We start from the raw sequence: 15,604 nt of genomic DNA on the forward strand, positions 1-15,604 counted from the left end.
GCCTCCTCAGGCGAGGCGCAGGAGATCGACGACGAGGTCGATCACCTTGATGCCGATGAAGGGTACGATGAGGCCGCCGAGGCCATAGATCGCGAGGTTGCGCGATAAGAGGGCCGATGCCGATGTCGGAATGTAAGCGACGCCTTTCAGCGCGATGGGGATCAGCGCAACGATGACGAGTGCGTTGAAGATGATGGCGGACAGAATGGCCGATTGCGGAGTGCCGAGTCCCATGATGTCGAGCACGGCGAGACCGGGATAGGCGGTGACGAAGAGGGCCGGCAGGATGGCGAAGTACTTGGCGACGTCATTGGCGATGGAGAAGGTGGTCAGCGCGCCGCGCGAGATGAGGAGCTGCTTGCCGACAAGGACGATCTCGATGAGCTTGGTCGGGTCACTGTCGAGGTCGATGAGGTTCCCCGCCTCCTTGGCGGCCGCGGTTCCCGAGTTCATCGCGACACCGACATCGGCCTGGGCGAGGGCCGGCGCATCGTTGGAGCCATCGCCGCACATGGCGACGAGGCGGCCCTCCGCCTGCTCCTTGCGGATCAGTTCGAGCTTTCTTTCGGGGGTGGCCTCGGCGAGGAAATCGTCCACGCCGGCTTCCGCGGCGATGGCGGCGGCGGTGAGCGGATTGTCGCCGGTAATCATCACCGTGCGGATGCCCATGCGGCGCAATTCGGCGAAGCGCTCGCGGATGCCCGGCTTGATGATGTCCTTCAGGTGGACGACGCCGAGAATGCTCCCGTCGCGCGCCACGACCAGCGGGGTGCCGCCAGACATGGCGATCTTGCGGATGATGGCGTCCAGCGCTGGATCAGCACCCGCGCCGGCGAGGCGGATGATGGCGTCAGAGGCACCCTTGCGGATCGACGTCCCATCCGCGAGATCGACACCCGACATGCGGGTCTGCGCCGTGAACGGCACGAAGGTCATGCCGTCGCGGTCCGTCTGCGCCAGGCCGAACTTGCGACCGGCGAGATCGACGATCGATTTGCCTTCCGGGGTGTCGTCGGCGAGGGATGCCAGGAGTGCGGCTTCGGCCAGTGCGCGCTCCCCGACCCCGGGAACGGGCTCGAAGGCATCGGCCATGCGGTTGCCGAAGGTGATGGTCCCGGTCTTGTCGAGCAGCAGCACGTCGATGTCGCCGGCGGCCTCCACCGCACGGCCGGATTTTGCCACCACATTGGCCTTCACCAGACGGTCCATGCCGGCGATGCCGATGGCGGAGAGGAGCCCGCCGATGGTGGTCGGGATCAGCGTGACGAAGAGCGCGGCGAGATAGATGACCGGGATTTCCGTGCCCGACCAGGAGGCGAAGGCTGGCAGGGTCACGACGACCACGAGGAAGACCAGCGTCAGGCCGGCGAGCAGGATGTCGAGGGCGATTTCGTTGGGGGTCTTCTGCCGCTTGGCGCCTTCGACGAGGGCAATCATGCGGTCGAGGAAGGTCTCGCCCTGGCTTGCCGTCACGCGCAGCACCAGCCAGTCGGAGACGAGGCGCGTGCCGCCGGTGACGGAGGAGCGGTCACCGCCGGATTCGCGGATGACCGGCGCGCTCTCGCCGGTGATGGCGCTCTCGTCGACCGAGGCAACGCCCTCGATCACCTCGCCGTCGATCGGGATGGTGTCGCCGGCCTCGACAAGGATCAGGTCGTCGACGGCGACCCCGTTGATGTCCTTGTACTGCCAGAGGTCGCGGCGCGCCGCCTCGACGAGGAGCTTGGCGCGGGCACTCGTTTTGGTGGCTCGGAAGGCGTCGGCGCGGGCCTTGCCGCGACCCTCGGCCACCGCTTCTGCGAAATTGGCGAAAAGCACGGTGAACCACAGCCACAGCGCGATCTGGATGGCGATGAAGGCATTGGGGCCGCCGGTCGCGCTCTCGCGCGCAGCGAGAATGGTGGCGAGCACCGATACCAGTGCCGTGACGAACATCACAGGATTGCGCACGAGGCTGCGGGGGTCGAGCTTGGCGAAGGCCTGCAGGATCGCGGCCTGCAGGATCTTCGGCTCGAACAGAGACATCTCGGCGGTCGACGATTTGCTCATGGGATCAGCTTTCAGAAAGTCCGGCCGGCCAGCGCGGAGACCTGCTCGGCGATCGGCCCCAGGGCGAGGACGGGCAGGAAGGTGAGGGCGCCGACGATGAGGATCGTGACGACCAGCAGCACCACGAAGACCGTGCCGTGGGTCGGGAAGGTGCCGGCCGAAGGCGGCGCCGCCCGTTTCGTCGCCAGCGACCCGGCGATGGCGAGGATCGGAATGATGTAGCCGAAGCGTCCCAGCAGCATGGCGATGCCGAGAAACGTGTTGTGGTACGGCACATTGGCGTTGAAACCGGCAAAGGCCGAACCGTTGTTCCCGGTCGCAGAGGAATAGGCGTAGAGGAGCTCCGACAGGCCGTGCGGACCGGCGTCCTGGACCGAGGCCTGCGCGGCGCCGAAGGCGACGGCGAGCGCGGAGAACGCCAGGACGCCGATCGGCATCACCAGCAATGTCAGGGCGGCGAGCTTGACCTCGCGGGCCTCGATCTTCTTGCCAAGATATTCCGGGGTGCGGCCGACCATGAGCCCGGCGAGGAAGACGGTCAGCACGACGAAGAGCAGCATGCCGGTGAGGCCGACGCCGACGCCGCCGTAGACGATCTCGCCGAGCTGGATGTTGAGCATGGCGACGAGGCCGCCGAGCGGTGTGAGGCTGTCATGCATGGCATTGACCGAGCCGTTGGACGCGGCGGTCGTGGTGACGGCCCAGAGCACCGAACCGACGAGGCCGAAACGGACCTCCTTGCCCTCCATATTGCCCGCCGTGGGACTGACGAGCCCGGCATGGAGCGGATTGCCGGCGCGCTCCGCCGCATAGAGGGCGATGAAGGCGATGACGAGCATCACGCCCATCGCGGCGAACAGTGCGGTGCCCTGCCGCCGGTCGCCCACCATGCGCCCATAAGCGAAGCAGAAGCCGACAGGAATGGCGAGGATCGCCAGCATGGAGAGAAGATTGGAAATGGCCGTCGGGTTCTCGAAAGGATGGGCCGAATTGACGTTGAAGAACCCGCCGCCATTGGTGCCGAGTTGCTTGATGGCGGCCTGGCTGGCGACGGGGCCGAGGGCGAGGGTCTGCTGGCCGCCCTCCAGCGTCGTCGCCGTGATCGAGGCGGCGAGCGTCTGCGGCATGCCGAGCATGACGAAGACGACGGCGAGCAGGATCGCGATCGGAAGCAGGATGTAGAGGACGGCACGAACGAGGTCGTTCCAGAAATTGCCGATCGTACGGGTCTGCCGACCGGCGAAACCCCGCGCCACCGCCGCCGCGACGGCCATGCCCGAAGCTGCCGAGACGAAGTTCTGCGTGGTCAGGCCCAGCATCTGGCTGAAGTGGGAGAGCGTCGTCTCACCGCCATAGGATTGCCAGTTCGTGTTGGTTACGAAGGAGATGGCTGTGTTGAAGGCAAGATGCGCCGGCACGCCGTCGAAACCCTGCGGGTTGAGCGGCAGCAGGTGCTGAAAGCGCAGGATGAGAAACAGGAGCGCGAAGCCCGCCGCGTTGAAGGCGATCAGCGAGAGGGCATAGCGTGTCCAATGCTGCCCCTCGTCTTGCCTGATGCCGGCGGTCGCCAGAACCGCGCGTTCGACGGGCGCGAGGAAGGTCACCTCACCGGCAAAGACCCGCGCCATATAGAGGCCCAGCGGGACCGCCAGGGCGATGAGAAGGGCCGCATAGACGGCGGCCTGGATCAGATCGGTGGTCATCGAAGTGCCTTCAGAAGCGCTCGGGCCGCAGGAGGGCGACCAGGAGATAGCCGAGGGCGAAGAGCGCGAAGGCGAGGCCGAGGATGAGGTCGATGGTCATCGCGGCCTCACACGCGCTCGGCGCCGGTGACGGCGGCTGCGATCAGGGCAAAGGCGGCAAGGCCGCCGGCCAGATAGACAAGATCGACCCACATGGGAGCCTCCGGTTGACGATCGACCGGAGGCTAGGCTTGGCAAGCATAAAGGGACGAGGCGAAATACACTGCGAGCGCGTAACGGGAGCGTAAAACCGTGTACCCGGGTGGCATTAGAGGTTGGCCGAAGCCCTCCGGCAAAAGACCCGTAGCGACCCGGATCCACCCTTCGCAACTGCGCTGATAGTGACTGCCCGAAAGCGGACCTCCGCAATTTGGTTTCGGGCCCCCTATGCTCGATTGTAGCGCTGCATTGTAAGGCCGCGCCGTTGGACCCTCAGAGGTCGACCTGTTCAGACAGTTCCAGGGCGTCGTCGAGCTCCACTCCCGGGTAGCGAACGGTCGTGTCCCCTGGCGTGGTGTACCCGAGTAGGAGCTGGCAGGGGCGAAGATTGCCGGTCCTCTTGTAGATCAGTGCGACTTTGGTCCGGCGCAGGCTGTGCGTGCCGTAGAGCGAGTGATCAAGCCCGGCGAGACCCAGCCAATCGTTCAACAGCCGCGCGTATTGTCGGGTGGTCATGGGCTGTCCCGACCTGTTTCGGCTAGGGAAGAGCCAATCGCCATTCCGGTGAGGGCGAAGCCGCAGCCACCCCAACACAGACTCGCGCGACGCATCGGTCAGCTCGAAGACGACCGGTCGGCCGGTCTTGCTTTGCATGACGGACGCCCGCGGGCGGACGTTGCCCGCCAGAACCACGTCGGTGACGGCGAGATGCACCAAATCGCAACCGCGCAGCTTGCTGTCGACAGCGAGGTTGAACAGCGCGTCGCGGAGCGCGAAAACCCGTGGAAAGGTGACAAGGGGCTCCGCATCGAGCAAGTCCAGCGATCGGCGGGGCATCGCGGCATGGCGGTGGTGACGTGAGGCGATCATCCGGAACGGGTCTGTCACCAGGGCCGTCTGCACCATCCGCAGGTCGCTGGCCGGCGCGGCGACGATGCCGAGATCGAGGCTCCTGCGATCGACCTGCTCGATGCTCCTGGTCGACGGTCATTCGGCCGTCAGCGCGTGACATATCCCTCGGCCAAGTCGCGTGAGCGGGCTGCTTCCGCGCGTTCCGCCGGATCCCCCCAACCGCCTCCGCCGGATGTTTCAATGGTGAGCACGTCGCCGCGTTGCATCGCGATCCCCGAGACCTTCGAGGCGAGCGATACGCAGGTGCCGTCGACTCGCGTGATGGTGGTCCTGCTGAGGGAGCCGGGCTTTCCGCCAGCGAGCCCATAGGGCGGATGGCGGAACCGTTCGAAATTCGTGCTCAGCGAACCGTTGTCCGCATCGAGACGGAAGGCGCGCGTAAGACCGAGGCCACCGCGGTGCTGTCCGTCCCCGCCGGAATCCGGAATGAGCCCGTAATGGGTGAAGGTCACGGGATAGCGGGCCTCCACCATCTCGATGGGGGCATTCGTATTGTTGTGGAGGCCGCAGGAGAGGGCACTTGCGCCATCGCCGCCGGCGTGACCGCCCCAGCCGCCGACCTCGATGTCGAAATAGACCCGGCGTCGTCCGCTCGCTTCGACCGTCGCCAGGGCATAGACATAGGAGATCGCATAGTAGGCGGCCGGGATGCGCGCCGGGATGAGCTGCGCCAGCGCGCCGAAAACGGCCGTGGCGATCCGGTGATTAACGACCATGCGACCGGTGACCGGCGCCGGGAACTGCGCATCGACCACGCTGCCGGGTGGAACCCGCACAGTGATCGGTCTGTAACATCCGGAATTGGCTGGAATTTCCGCGCCAAGTGCTGCCAGAACCGCATAATAGACGGCCGAGCAGGTCATCGCCCGGGTGTTGTTCACCGGCCCCTGCACCTGCGGGCTCGACCCGTCGAAATTGATGACGATGCCGTCGCCTTGCCGCGCGATCTGGACCGACAGTCTGATCGGACCCTCGGTCTGTCCGTCATCATCGACGAGTTCCACGAAATGGGCGGTCTGGTCCGGCAAGGTCGCAATTGCGGCCCGCATCATGCGCTCGGAACCCTCGAGGATGGCCTGCATGGCCTGCATGAGGTCAGCGGTACCGTAGCGGTGGATGATCCGCTGCACGGCCGCGACGCCGATCCCCAGCGCGGCGATCTGGGCCTGCAGGTCTCCGCCGGTTTCATCGGGCTGGCGTACGTTGGCCAGCACCATCTTGAGGATGGCTTCGTTGACCACCCCGCGCTCGGCAAGCTTCAGGGGCGGAATGCGAATGCCTTCCTGGAAGATTTCGCGGGCGCCGGCATAGTAGCTCCCGGCGGCGCCACCACCGACGTCAACATGGTGACAAAGCGTGCCGACGAAGCCGATCCGCGTCTCGCCAGCGAAAACCGGCCGGAAGGTCATGATATCCGGCAAGTGCTGCCCACCGGAATAGGGGTCATTGGTGATGACGATGTCGCCGTCCTGCCAGCCGTCGAGCGGAAAATGAGCGGAGAGCAGCGTCTCGAGACATGCGGACATCGAATTGAGATGGACCGGAATCCGGGCGGATTGAGCAATGTTCTGCCCCCTGGAGTCGAAGACGGCGGTCGAGTAGTCAAGGATTTCTCGGACGACCGTCGAGCGACTGGTTCGCCAGATGGTCAGGCTCATTTCCTCGGCAGCGGCGACAAGCGCATTGCGGATGACCTCGACACGAACGGGACCGATGGTTTCCATGAAAGGCTCTCCCGGAACGATCATGCGAGGCGCCGCGCGATCAAGGCGCCGCTGCTTCCAATAGCGGCACTCCAACCGGGCGGAATGTAGGACGAGGTGTAGGTTTCCGACACGATGGCTGGGCCGCGGGCCACCTGGTCGGCCATCCCGCCTCGCTCGAAGACGGCGACATCCTGAATCCGTCCGTCGACATGGACCGGCCTCATCCCAGGCGCCGTCCGTGCCGGGCGATCGGTGCCCTGCGGCGGGACGGGCTTCGGCAGTCTGCCGATCGCCGCAAGCCGAAGCGCGACCATTTCGACAGCGATTTGCGGTTCGTCATAGGAGAAGCGCTGATGATGCACGGCATGGAAACGGCGCGCGATTTCGGCCAGCGCCAGCGGCGAGAAGTCCGCACCCTCGACCGGTACCGGCAGGTCGAAAGCCTGACCAGCATAGCGCAGGTCGAGACTGAAGCGCAGCTCGCGTGCAGCCTCCGGCGTGCCATCCTCGGCAAACAGACGTTCGGCTTCCACCGTCATCCGGGCGGCATGGCGGGCAAGCTTTTCGCCGGCCCCTTCGAGCGGGCCGATATCGGTCGTCGTGAGATCGTGGGTGATGTCCGACCACAGGATGCCCCAGGCCGACAACGTCGAGGCGTGTTCAGGGAAAATGACCCGATTGACGCCCAGATCTTCCGCGACTTCGCAGGCGTGAACGCCTCCGGCGCCGCCGAAGGAGAGGAGGGCGAAATCATCGGGGTCGAGGCCTTTTTCGAAGAGTGACAGCCGGATCGCCGTCGACAGGTTGGAATTGATGACGGCAATGACGCCCGCCGCGATCTCCTCGACGGACAGGCCGAGTGCTTGCGCGAGGGGAGTGGCCGCCGTGACCGCCTTGTCGCGGTCGAGGGTCATGGCGCCCCCCATGAAGGCCTGTGCGTCCAGCCGGCCGAGAATGAGGTTGGCATCCGTCACGGTCAGCTCAAGACCGCCCCGCCCGTAGCAGGCCGGCCCAGGCACGGCTCCTGCCGAATGAGGACCGATCCGCAGCCGCCCGCCGTTGTCGACCCAGGCGATCGAACCACCCCCGGCTCCGATGGTCCGCATCTCGACCATGGGCAAGCGGACCGGCAAGCCGTCGATCTCTCCCTCATTCACGGTTGCCACAGCCCCCTGATGGACGACCGAAATGTCGAAGGAGGTGCCGCCCATGTCGACGGCGATCAGGTTGGGTTCGTTGAGGGCGGCCGCCAGGCGCCGGGCGGCGGCGGCGCCGCCGCTCGGACCCGACAGGAGGAGGCGCGCCGGCTCCCGGGCCGCCTTGGCCAGCCCGCTGACGCCACCATTCGACTGGACCAGATAGATCTGCCGGGTCAGGCTCGCCTCGCGCAGCCGGCTTTCCAGGCTCGCCGCATAGACCGAGACGACCGGCATCAGCAGCGCGTTCAGCACGGTGGTCGACAGTCGCTCATATTCCCGGATTTCGAGACTGATGTCGGATGACAGGGAGATCGCCACGCCGGGAAGTTCCTCTGCCAGAATCGCGCCGGCGCGTCGTTCGTGCGCCGGGTTCGCGTAGGCATGGAGGAAACAGACGGCAACCGCGGAAGCTCCCGCCTGCCTGATGCGGACTGCCGCCGCGCGGACGCTTGCCTCGTCCAGTGCGGTTTCGACGCTGCCATCCGCCCGCATCCGTTCGATGACGCCGAATGCATGGCGCCGCGGGACCAGCGGCGGCGGCGGAGACAGCGTGATGGCATAGACATCGCGGCGGCCATGACGTCCGATCGCCAGGACATCCTCGAAACCCGCGGTGGTCAGAACGGCGCCATCCGGCAGCTTGCGTTCGAGCACGGCGTTGGTGGCGATGGTCGTGCCATGCAGGATCTGTTCAATATGGGCCGTGTCGAACCCGAACTTGCGTGAGGCCTGCCGGATGCCTTCGATCAGGCCGACCGAGGGATCGCGCGGGGTGCTCGGCGTCTTGAACTGATGCACGAGACCGGTCGCGCCATCGAGGACTTCGATGTCAGTGAACGTGCCGCCGATATCGACGGCTATGCGAACAGATGTGGTCATTGAACCCACTCATTTCGGGCACGACAGGCGTGGTGGCTTTTCGGACCTATCGGACGAAGGTTCTGGCAAGCCCGAGCGAACGATCGACGACGATCACGATCAGGAGCGTGAACAGGACGAGCAGCACCGATATCGCCGCGACAAGCGGATCGGCGCGCGACTCGACGTGGTGATACATCTCGACCGGCAGCGTCGACAGGCGCGGCCCGGACATGAACAGCGACAACACCACCTCGTCGAACGATACGAGGAACGACAGGGCACCGGCGGCGACGAGGCCGGGGATGATCAGCGGCAGCGTCACCCGGCGAAACACGGTCAGGGGCGTCGCGCCGAGGGTAGCTGCGGCCTCCTCAACGGCAACCGGCACCGTTGCCAGCGCGGTTGAGATGATCCTAAGGGCATAGGGCAGGGTCACCACCAGGTGGGCAAGGAACAGGCCCTGGGGGGTCGCGAGCAGGCCGGCCCGCGCCGCGACGATGAGCATGGCCAACGCCAGCACGATGGTCGGCAGGAGTAATGGCGCCGTCAGCACGCTCATCAGCGTCGCAGCACCGGGGGGCGCCAGCCGTACCAGCGCATAGGCCGCCGGCACAGCGATAACCAGGTTCACAGCCGTGACGGCGCCGGCGAGCTGGAGGCTGAAGAAGAAGGCATCGATCATCTTCGGGTGCTGGCCGATCGACGCATACCAGCGCAGGCTCCAGCTGCTCGGCGGGAACGACATGAACACGTCGCCGGAGAACGACAGGGGAATGACGATCAGGACCGGCGCGAGCAGAAACAGGAACGACGCGCTCGCCAGCCAGATCAGGACACGGGATATCGGGCGTTCATCCACGGCAGCTCACCCGATCTGACGGAGAATGCGGGTGTACACGGCCAGGGCGAGGCCGAACACCACCAGTACGATGATCGACAAGGTCGCTGCGAGCGGCCAGTCGAGTGTGACGATCGCCTGATCATAGACCTCGGTCGCCAGGAGAAAAACGCGGCCCCCTCCCAGAAGCTTCGGTGTGATGAAGGAGGAAATCGCCAGGACGAAGGTCAGGAGCGAGCCGAGGGCCACACCTGGAAGCGACAGGGGCAGCACGACCCGCCAGAACACGCGGTAGGGCGGGGCGCCGAGCGTCGCGGCCGCTTCTTCCACCCGCGGATCGAGGCGGCCGAAGCCGGCCAGCAGGGCAAGGATCATATAGGGCATGAGGATCTCGGTCAGACCGATGATCACGCCGTTCTGGTTGAACATCAGCCGCAGCGGCTCCTGCGCCCCCAGTGCGGCGAGCGCCGAATTCACCAGTCCTCGGTCGGACAGGATGGCGATCCATCCGTAAGTGCGCACGACCGACGACAACAGCAGCGGCGAGATTACCAAAACCAGCAGAATGCTTTTCCAGGCCCCGCTCATCCGGTGGAGGCACAGTGCGATCGGATAGGAGACGATCAGGGTCAGGATGGTGACAATCAGGCTGGTTCTGACCGTGTTGGCCAGAAGCTCCCAGTAAAAGGGGTCCGTGGCCACCGTCGTCCATTTGGCGATCGACCATCCGCCGGTCATCGCGCCGCTCGAACGGATTTCGGAGACGGAGATGACCGCGAGGTTGGCGACCGGCAGCATGAAGCCGATCGCATTGATCAGGAGGATCGGCACCAGCAAGGTCGTAGCGGCGAAGGTCGTGCCGCGCCGGCTTTGATCAGGGCCCTGGGCGGTTGCCGCCGCGCTCATGGGGCGGCCTCGAACACCAGGGTGTTGGCGACCGACCAGGACAATGTCACGGCCGTGCCGACGCCGACGATCGCTCCGGTCGCATCTGTCGACTGCTCGACATTGAAGACGGTATCGCCTGCCTGGACGTCATACTGCACGACATTGCCGGCATAGGTCGTCCGGATGATGGTTCCTGCCGCATGGTTGTCGTCGGCGCGCCTGTCGCCGGCACCATCGAGATGGATTCGATGCGGACGGATCATGACTTCGACGGGGCCGGTCACAGGGCGCGCGCAGCGCATCGTGACACCCCCGACATGCACGACGTCGCCTGCCCCGGTTCCGGGGAACCGGTTGGTCCGTCCGACGAACGCCGCGACAAAGGCGGTGCGCGGCCGCTCGTAAAGATCTTCGGGCGTCCCGGTCTGCTCGATACGCCCCTTGTTCATGACGACCACCCGGTCCGCCATGGTCAGGGCCTCGTCCTGGTCGTGGGTCACGAACAGCGCCGTCGTGCCGAGCCGCCGCTGGATGTCCCGGATCTCATTGCGCATTTCCTCGCGCAGCTTCGCGTCGAGGTTCGATAGAGGTTCGTCGAGCAAGAGGATCAAGGGACGAATGACCAGCGCCCTTGCCAGGGCGACGCGCTGTTGCTGGCCACCCGACAACTGACCCGGCCGACGGTCCTCGTAGCCGGTCAGCCGGACCAGCTGGAGCGCTTCAGCCACCCGCGCGCGGATATCGGCCTTGGCCATCCCGCGCATCTCCAGCCCGAAGGCGACGTTGGCGGCGACACTCATGTGCGGAAACAGGGCATAGCTCTGGAACACCAGCCCCATGTCCCGTTGGTAGGGGGGCACGTTGGTCAGATCGCGCCCGGCGACGACGATCTGACCGGCCGTCGTCGGCACCAGCCCGGCGATCATCCGCAGCGTCGTTGTCTTGCCACAGCCCGAGGGGCCGAGCATGGCAAGAAACTCGCCCTTCCGCACATCGAGGTCGACGGCGTCAACGGCGGCAGTATCGCCGTAACGCTTGGTCAGTGCCTGGAGCGACAGGAAGCGGTCGGGTGCCGCCGCTTCGTCCCCATTCTGTATCGTCACGAGATTTCCAAGATCCTTTACGGGCATGCTGGGCGAGGATCAGCGCGAGAGCGGGATCACCCGCCTGCGCCACTGGTCCATGATCTGGTCGCGCACACCTGCGACCGCGATCCAATCGACGGGAACGACGCGGTCGAGGAATTTGACGGCCGTCCGGTCGATCGCGCTCGGCGCAATCTCCGCCTTGGCATTGGTCGGCGCGTAGAACATCGATTCGGTGAAGGCCTTCTGTGCCGGTGCGGACAGGGCATAGGAGATGAACCGCTGTGCAGCCTGTGCCTGCGGGGCTCCCTGGACCTGGTTGATCACGTTGATCTGGAAGACGGTTCCCTCTTTCGGGATCAGCGCGGCGAGCTTGCCGTTCGACGTGTCGGCATTGACCTGGGCGCGGGCATTCCAGCCGATGCCGATCGCTGCCTGGCCGTTGATGATCGGCGCATAGACATCCGGGCGCGGTTCCCAGGTCTGCACATTGGGGGCGATCGGCGCCATGGCTTCGATGCCCTTGGCGAAACGCCCTTCCACGCCCGGGCCGCCATTGAGCTTGTCGAGGATCATGACCAGCGACATGCCCTGAATGTCGGGAAGACCGGGGATCGCCACACGGCCACGCATGGCCGCGGTCGCCATGTCGAGGAGCGAGGTCGGCGGCGGCTTCACGGCGTCGGTGTTGTAGATCATGACGAGATTATCAAATGTCACGGCAACGCCGCCGACATTCGGAAACCGGGCATTGGGATAGAGCTCGTTGATCTCCGGGATCGCCGTGGCGTCAAGACGGGAGAAAATGCCCTCGTCCGTGCCGACCTTGGCCACCGTGACGTCGAGGATGACCACATCGACCTGCGGCGCCGCGCGCTGGGCGCGCAACTGGCCGATCATGGCCGCCGAGTTCGGCAGCGGCGAATAGTTGACCCGGATGCCCGGATTGGCCCGCATGAAAGGCTCGACGACCGCCGCGGTGTAGCGATCCTGGAACAGGCCCGTATAGGCCATGACGTTGATGGTGACCGGCTGTTGTGCCGATGCCCGGTTGATCCAAGGGGCAACGATCAGCGATGTCGTGGCGGCGACGAATGTTCTGCGTTTCATGTTCAGTCCCCTCGTGCGATGATCGGGTGATGACCCCGGGTGAAGTGGCGTTCGGCTGAATCAGGGTGCGAGTTTCGCTTCGACCATGGCTCGTGCGCCGGAAATATCGGGAAGCTTTTCGCCCTTCCGCAACCTCTCAAGCAGAACCAGTTCATTCTTCTGCATGGCGATCGCCTTTTCGGCGATGGCCCGTGCCTGCAGGGGATCGAGCACGATCACCCCGCTCTCGTCGCAGAGGATCGCATCACCGGGGTTGACCACCTGACCGCCGACACTGATCGGCACATTGACCGCCCCCTCCGACCCCAGAAGCTTCGTGGTGATCGCAGACGGTCCGCGGCACCACATCGGCATGTCGACACGCGTGAACTCGGAAAAATCGGTTGCCGGCCCGTCGACCACGCCGGCCTTGACGCCCGCCATCTTCATGCAATTGGTGATCACGCCACCCCAGCACGCATGACGATCATCTCCACAGCGGTCGACGAGGACGATGTCACCGGGGCGAACATGGGCCGTCAGCCAATGGAGCAGCGCCGAGTCCGCATGCGGAATTCGGATGGTGACAGCCGTTCCGGCAACACGCTTGTTCGGCAGCACCGCCCGAATCTGGCGGTCGACGAAGCCGGAGTGAAGCACGTGGCCGACCGTTGCCGTCTCGACCTGCTCCAGCAGGGTGACGAGATCGTCCGGAATCTGGTCCGGCATCGGTTTGATCACGAACATGAAGGCCAGCCCTGTGTCGGTGCGGGTTGCGGAAGTCGCGGATTCAGAGCGGCAGCACGTGGTGGTGGGCGACCGGCAGATTGGCGCGGATCGAATCCTGACGGTCGAAGTCGAGTACGGCTGTCGTCGCGCCGACCTGGTCGGGAACCATCGCGGTGACATGGCCCCAGGGGTCGATGATCATGGAATGACCGTAGCAGGCCTTCTTGCCATCAGCGTGGTTGAAGATCTGGGCCGAGGCGATGATCCAGCACTGCGTCTCGATGGCACGGGCGCGCAGCAGCACTTCCCAATGGTCCTTGCCGGTCATCAAGGTGAAGGCAGCCGGCAGCACAATCACCTTGGCACCCTTGTCCCGTAGGGCGCGGAAGAGCTCGGCGAAGCGCAGATCGTAGCAGATCGTGCAGCCCACCGTGACATCGTCCGCGTCATAGGTAACGATCTTGTCGCCCCGGCCGACCATGTCCGACTCCCGGTATCGGGCGCCGCCGGGGACGTCGACATCAAAGAGATGGATCTTGCGATAGCGCGCCTTCTCCTCGCCGTCAGGGCCGAAGACCAGCGAGGTGTTGTAGAACTGGTTGCCGTCCTGCTCGACGATCGAGCCGGCATGCAAGGTCACCTTGTGCTTGGCCGCCAGCGCTTTCATCGCCGCATAAGCATCGCCATGCGGCGGCGTCTCGGCGCTCGCCCGCGCACTGTCGGGGCTCGATCCCAAATAGGCGAAGTACTCCGGCAGCACGATGAGCCGCGCGCCGTCTTCGGCGCATTTTGCCACCAAACTGGATGCCACGGCGATATTTTCCGCCTTGTCATCCTGCGAATTCATCTGAACGACGCCAACTTTCATGGCCGATCCCCCGGGTGCGTCATGAAGCTAACCATGGGGTCCGAGGGTCGGCAACACTGAAAAACTTGTCCGGAGCTACAAGAAAAATCGATAGCTGCCCAAGCGTCAGGGACCTGCACATCGTTGCGCGTCGAATTCGGCGGCGATGCGCTGGGCCATTCGCGCGATCGTCGCCGGGATGGGGTTCGCCGCGCTCTCTCCATAGACCACATGGAACCGCATCGGCGGCAGGACAACATTGACGTTGATGCGTGCAAGTCGCGCCACGTCGGGATGATCCTCGACCATGGGCGCGGGCAGGGCGGCGATGCCGCCGCTGTCGCAGAGGAGCCGGATCATCGTGGCGATCGAGTTGGAATTGTAGATGCGCGCCTGGTTTGACGGGACGCCATGCTGTTCCAGAAGGCGCAGGATGGCCTGATGCGGCTGCGATCCCTTCGAATAGGCGAACAGGGGATGAAGGATGACATCGGACAGTTCGAGCCGCGCTGGCAGGCCGAGCTTGGCTGACGCAAACCAAGCGCATTCGAAGCTGCAGACTTCGATGCTCTGCAAGGTTTCATCCATGACGGGGCCCATCAGGATCCCGAGGTCGACGCTCCCGTCGCGGATGAGTTCGGCTATGTTGCGGCTCGTGTCGACCGTCAGGTCGAGGCTGACATGGGGGTATGTCGCCTTCATCTGGTCGAGCAAGCGGGGAAGCCACGTGTAGACGATCGTGTCGACCGTGCCGATCGCGATGGTCCCGCTGAGGGTCGCCGGCGATCCGATCCCGGTGCGGAATTCGGCCACCAGTTTGACGATCTCCTCGGCCCGCGCGAGCGCACTCAATCCGTGAGGCGTCAGGACCACCGACCGCATGTCGCGTTCGAACAGGCGTACGCCCAATTGGCGCTCCAGGGTGGCGATGCGGCTGGAGACGGCCGCTTGCGTCGTATTCATCCGTTCGCCTGCCGCGGAAAAACTCTTGAGGCGGGCGACCATCAGGAAGGTCTCGAGAAAACGCAGGTTCATGGCGCGAACTGTCCGTCACATTCGCTCGCCTTGCAATGCGCGCCCGTCAGCAGCGCCCCGAAGGCGCTGTGCCTCTACCCCCGAGGCCGCGCTACACGTGCAAAATTCTCCAATAATCTGCCGGAGCCGAAAACGGACATTCCGGATGTTCGCAATGAGCCCGAAAGCCGACTTACCATCAGGCCTGGTCTGCGCGCGATGGCCCGCTGAGGCAGGCCAACGCCCGCACGGGGGGCCGGCTTTGCGACGGCGAGCCGAAACCCATGCCGAAACGCAATTGGGGTAAGCGTTAGAGCAAGTCGCGATACAGCCGATTTTTCTCAGCAAGATCAATAGGCATTGGCGGTCCCGAAGGGATTCGAACCCCTGACCTTCGGTTTAGGAAACCGCTGCTCTATCCTGCTGAGCTACGGGACCGGCGCGCCTTCTATCTCACGCCGGCCGGCCGGGCGGCAAGCCGTGAAA

The 15,604-nt window shown here is 65.0% G+C and carries 13 protein-coding genes and 1 tRNA gene; all 14 read right to left on the bottom strand.

The window, feature by feature from the left end:
- Positions 1–6: 6 nt before the first annotated feature.
- The 14 genes from kdpB to Q0C57_RS07170 all read right to left on the bottom strand — a co-directional run bounded on the left by kdpB (position 7) and on the right by Q0C57_RS07170 (position 15,556).
- Positions 7–2,049, bottom strand: a complete 2,043-nt coding sequence (gene kdpB, locus Q0C57_RS07105) for a potassium-transporting ATPase subunit KdpB (RefSeq protein ID WP_296574131.1) — start codon at positions 2,047–2,049, stop codon at positions 7–9.
- Between the two features lie 11 nt (positions 2,050–2,060).
- Positions 2,061–3,752, bottom strand: coding sequence for a potassium-transporting ATPase subunit KdpA (kdpA, locus tag Q0C57_RS07110; RefSeq protein WP_296574133.1), 1,692 nt, complete (start codon positions 3,750–3,752; stop codon positions 2,061–2,063).
- Between the two features lie 10 nt (positions 3,753–3,762).
- Complete coding sequence (gene kdpF / locus Q0C57_RS07115) at positions 3,763–3,852, bottom strand: K(+)-transporting ATPase subunit F (RefSeq protein WP_296574136.1); 90 nt, start codon at positions 3,850–3,852, stop codon at positions 3,763–3,765.
- Between the two features lie 371 nt (positions 3,853–4,223).
- A complete protein-coding gene (locus Q0C57_RS07120; protein WP_366937812.1) occupies positions 4,224–4,922 on the bottom strand; it encodes a tyrosine-type recombinase/integrase in 699 nt (232 codons plus the stop codon).
- A gap of 26 nt (positions 4,923–4,948) precedes the next feature.
- Entirely contained in the window at positions 4,949–6,610 is a 1,662-nt protein-coding gene (locus Q0C57_RS07125) for a hydantoinase B/oxoprolinase family protein (protein ID WP_366937810.1), read from the bottom strand.
- The gene (locus Q0C57_RS07130; protein ID WP_296574140.1) at positions 6,607–8,646 is read right to left on the bottom strand and encodes a hydantoinase/oxoprolinase family protein; all 2,040 of its coding nucleotides are present in this window, start codon (positions 8,644–8,646) and stop codon (positions 6,607–6,609) included. The genes Q0C57_RS07125 and Q0C57_RS07130 overlap by 4 nt, the downstream gene beginning before the upstream one ends.
- 46 nt (positions 8,647–8,692) lie before the next feature.
- Positions 8,693–9,487 (bottom strand): ABC transporter permease, encoded by a 795-nt coding sequence (locus tag Q0C57_RS07135; protein WP_296574141.1) that lies wholly within the window; start codon positions 9,485–9,487, stop codon positions 8,693–8,695.
- A gap of 6 nt (positions 9,488–9,493) precedes the next feature.
- Entirely contained in the window at positions 9,494–10,372 is an 879-nt protein-coding gene (locus tag Q0C57_RS07140) for an ABC transporter permease (RefSeq protein ID WP_296574143.1), read from the bottom strand.
- Positions 10,369–11,457: an ABC transporter ATP-binding protein gene (locus Q0C57_RS07145; RefSeq protein ID WP_296574145.1), complete on the bottom strand. Its 1,089-nt coding sequence runs from the start codon at positions 11,455–11,457 to the stop codon at positions 10,369–10,371. The genes Q0C57_RS07140 and Q0C57_RS07145 overlap by 4 nt, the downstream gene beginning before the upstream one ends.
- Positions 11,458–11,496: 39 nt before the next feature.
- The gene (locus Q0C57_RS07150) at positions 11,497–12,549 is read right to left on the bottom strand and encodes an extracellular solute-binding protein (protein ID WP_296574147.1); all 1,053 of its coding nucleotides are present in this window, start codon (positions 12,547–12,549) and stop codon (positions 11,497–11,499) included.
- 60 nt (positions 12,550–12,609) lie between these two features.
- Positions 12,610–13,275: an RraA family protein gene (locus Q0C57_RS07155; protein WP_296574149.1), complete on the bottom strand. Its 666-nt coding sequence runs from the start codon at positions 13,273–13,275 to the stop codon at positions 12,610–12,612.
- A gap of 43 nt (positions 13,276–13,318) precedes the next feature.
- Positions 13,319–14,125, bottom strand: coding sequence for a carbon-nitrogen hydrolase family protein (locus Q0C57_RS07160; protein WP_296574152.1), 807 nt, complete (start codon positions 14,123–14,125; stop codon positions 13,319–13,321).
- Positions 14,126–14,230: 105 nt separating this feature from the next.
- Positions 14,231–15,139, bottom strand: a complete 909-nt coding sequence (locus Q0C57_RS07165; protein WP_296574155.1) for a LysR family transcriptional regulator — start codon at positions 15,137–15,139, stop codon at positions 14,231–14,233.
- A 340-nt stretch (positions 15,140–15,479) separates the two neighbouring features.
- Positions 15,480–15,556: transfer RNA gene (locus Q0C57_RS07170), tRNA-Arg, on the bottom strand.
- Positions 15,557–15,604: the final 48 nt, after the last annotated feature.

Origin of the sequence: Phreatobacter sp. (genome assembly GCF_022843985.1) — a bacterium.
Taxonomy (GTDB): domain Bacteria; phylum Pseudomonadota; class Alphaproteobacteria; order Rhizobiales; family Phreatobacteraceae; genus Phreatobacter.